Source organism: Streptomyces poriferorum, from assembly GCF_019399235.1.
Lineage (GTDB): Bacteria > Actinomycetota > Actinomycetes > Streptomycetales > Streptomycetaceae > Streptomyces > Streptomyces poriferorum.
Genome location: NZ_JAELVH010000462.1, coordinates 1 through 3,182 on the forward strand (window position 1 = coordinate 1; position 3,182 = coordinate 3,182).

Below are 3,182 nucleotides of genomic sequence, written 5' to 3' on the forward strand. Positions count from 1 at the left end.
CCCCTCCCCGCCCCTTCCCGAAACCGGGGGCGCTGCCCCCGGACCACCGGTCCTCAAACGCCGGACGGGCTTGAGAGGCCCGGAACCCGTGTCACAGACGGGCGATGTTGCGCGGCTGCATGCGCGGGGCCCGGCGGGACGGGGTGTTGTCCGAGAGCATGATCAGGCGGGTGGCCCGGTGGCGCTGGCCCTCGTACGGGGCCAGCAGGGCCAGCATCTCCGCGTCGTCGGCGTTCCGGTTGCCGGCCAGCGCGTGGCCGACGATGCCGGGCAGGTGGAGGTCGCCGACCGTCACCGCGTCCGCCGCGCCGTTCGCCCGTTGCAGGGTCTCGGCGGCCGTCCAGGGGCCGATGCCGGGGATCACCTGGAGGCGGGTCATGGCCTCGGCCAGGTCCATGGCGGACGCCTCCTCCAGGCGGCGGGCCACCCGGACCGCGCGCAGGATCGTCGCCGAGCGCTTGCTGTCCACGCCCGCGCGGTGCCACTCCCAGGACGGGATCAGCGACCAGGTGCGGGCGTCCGGCATGACGTAGAGGCCGTACTCCTGCGGGCCCGGCGCAGGCTCTCCGTACGTACGGACCAGCAGCCGCCAGGCGCGGTACGCCTCGTCCGTGGTGACCTTCTGCTCCAGCACCGACGGGATCAGGGACTCCAGCACCAGGCCGGTGCGCAGCAGTCTCAGGCCCGGGCGGCGGTGGTGGGTCACGGCGAGCAGCCGGTGGCGGGGGGTGAAGGCCTCGGGGTCGTCCGCCTCGCCGAGCAGGGTGGGCAGCTGGTCCAGCAGCCAGGACGCACCGGGCCCCCAGGCCGCGGCCTGGATGCGGCCGTCACGGGCGACGACGTGGAGCGTGCCGGGGCCCGCGGGGGTGCGGCTGGCCCGCCGGACGGAGCCGTCCGCGGACATCCGGAACGTGGGGTCGGCGGGGCCCCGGCGCAGCGGGCCGAGGACGAGCCGCAGGTCGAGCGGGCCCGTCGGGGTCCAGTCGCGGGTCAGCGGCGCCGGGACGGGCGTCGCCGCCGCCTGGTGCGGGACGGCCGCGCGCGGGGCGCTGCGGGGAGCGAATCGTCCTGCCACGGATGAGGTCCTCGGTAGTCGGGGGTGCCTGTCGAGGGTACGGCGGATTCCGGCCACTCGGGGAGACCACGGCCCAGTGGCCGGTCCGGTCATTCGTCCGAGGAGAACCGCACCGAGGCGGCGGGGAGGTGTGCCCCGCACCAGATGCGGACGCCGTCGCGCAGTTCGTTGTCGGCGCCGACCTTGGCCCCGTCGCCGACGACCGCGCCCGCCAGCACCGTACGACTGCCGATTCTGGCCCCCGCTCCGACCATGGAGTCCGTGATCACGGCGCCCGGTTCGACGACGGCGCCCGCGAGCACGGTGGAGCCGTCGATCCTGGCGCCCGCGCCGATGACGGCGTCGGCGCCGATGACCGTACCGCCGGAGAGTTTCGCGTCGGGGGCGACGGAGGCGGTCGGCAGGACGAGGCGGTCGCCGCACCGGCCGGGGACGGCCGGGGAGGGCGCACGGCCGAGGACCAGGTCGGCGGAGCCGCGTATGAACGCCTGCGGAGTGCCGAGATCCAGCCAGTACGTGGAGTCGACCATGCCCTGGAGGTGGGCGCCGCCGGCCAGGAGCCCGGGGAAGGTCTCGCGTTCCACGGAGACGGGGCGGCCTGCCGGGATGGTGTCGATGACCGACCTGCGGAAGATGTACGCCCCCGCGTTGATCTGGTCGGTGACGATCTCCTCGGGTGTCTGCGGCTTCTCCAGGAACGCGGTGACCCGGCCGGTGTCGTCCGTCGGTACGAGGCCGAAGGCGCGCGGGTCGTCGACCCGGGTCAGGTGGAGGGAGACGTCCGCTCCGGAGTCGGCGTGCGTGGTGACCAGGGCCCGGATGTCGAGACCGGTGAGGATGTCGCCGTTGAAGATGAGGACCGGTTCGTCCGGGCCCGAGGTGAGCCGCGGGGCGACGTTGCGGATGGCGCCGCCGGTGCCGAGCGGTTCGCGTTCGGTGACGTACTCGATGTGGAGGCCGAGGGACGAGCCGTCACCGAAGTACGGCTCGAAGACCTCCGCCAGGTACGACGTCGCGAGGACGATGTGCTCGACCCCGGCGGCCCGGGCGCGCGCCAGCTGGTGGGTGAGGAAGGGGACGCCCGCTGCCGGAACCATGGGTTTCGGAGTGTGCACCGTGAGCGGGCGCAGCCGGGTTCCCTTGCCGCCGACCAGGAGGATCGCTTCTTTTGCCTCTGTCACAGCACTGTCTCTGCTTCCTGCTGGGGCCGAGCCGGCGAACAACCGCTTCTTTCGGCTGGCCAGTGTATGCAGACCGGTGGAGGGGTCCTCCGGTCAGCAGCCCGCAGCAGGTCTCCGGCGCGTCCGGCGCCGGTTCAGGGCTCCTCGCGCGTCAGCGGCCCTGCAGCTTGGCCGAACTGGTCCGGGCCGTGCCGAGCTTCTTGTAGAGACGCGCTCCGGGGCATTCGGTTGCGAATCCGTCCCGGTGGCCGGAGATGACGTTGAGTTTGACCTTCTTGCCCTTCTTGTACTTGTTGCTGCCGCCCGAGGTCAGGGTGACTTTGCCCTTCGGATTGGCGCCGAAGAGGCCGAGCTTCCAGGCGGTGAGCTTGGAGACGGCGTTGACGGCGGCGGCCGGCGGGTTCGACTTGGTGAAGGTCCCGAGCACGGCGATGCCCATGGTGTTGGTGTTGAAGCCGAGGGTGTGCGCGCCCATGACGGCCTTCGTCACGCCTCCGGCGCGGCCCTCGTAGATGTTTCCGCACTTGTCGACGGCGAAGTTGTAGCCGATGTCGCGCCAGCCGCTGCTCTTGACGTGGTAGCGGTAGATGCCGCGCAGGACCGAGGGCGCCTGGGAGCACTTGTAGTTGTTGCCGGTGGCGCTGTGGTGGATGAAGGCGGCCTTGACGCTCTTCGTGTACGCGAAGCCGCTCTCGCGGAGCTTCTCGTCGGCGCCCCAGCCCTTGCGGGTGACGATGCGCGGCCGGGGGCCGATGTACGGCTTGGCGGCGGGCGCGAGGCCGGCGGCCTCCTCGGTCTCGGCCCTGCTCAGGGCCGGGAGCACGGTGGCTCCGAGCGAGGTGGCGCGGTCGGCGCCCGCCGCGCCGGTGGCGGGCAGCTCCTGCGGGTCCTTGCCGGGGTCGACGAGTTCCAGGTGCAGGCCGGCG

At 72.7% G+C, this 3,182-nt stretch carries 3 protein-coding genes; all 3 read right to left on the reverse strand.

Annotated elements, in window-relative coordinates; all coding sequences use genetic code 11:
- Positions 1–91 precede the first annotated feature (91 nt).
- Complete coding sequence (locus JGS39_RS38390) at positions 92–1,075, reverse strand: DNA-3-methyladenine glycosylase family protein (RefSeq protein WP_219574400.1); 984 nt, start codon at positions 1,073–1,075, stop codon at positions 92–94.
- Positions 1,076–1,164: 89 nt separating this feature from the next.
- Positions 1,165–2,256, reverse strand: a complete 1,092-nt coding sequence (gene manB / locus JGS39_RS38395) for a mannose-1-phosphate guanylyltransferase (protein WP_219574401.1) — start codon at positions 2,254–2,256, stop codon at positions 1,165–1,167.
- A gap of 151 nt (positions 2,257–2,407) precedes the next feature.
- Positions 2,408–3,182, reverse strand: a 775-nt coding sequence (locus JGS39_RS38400; protein WP_219574402.1) for a peptidoglycan recognition protein family protein, incomplete at its 5' end; no start/stop codon positions are given.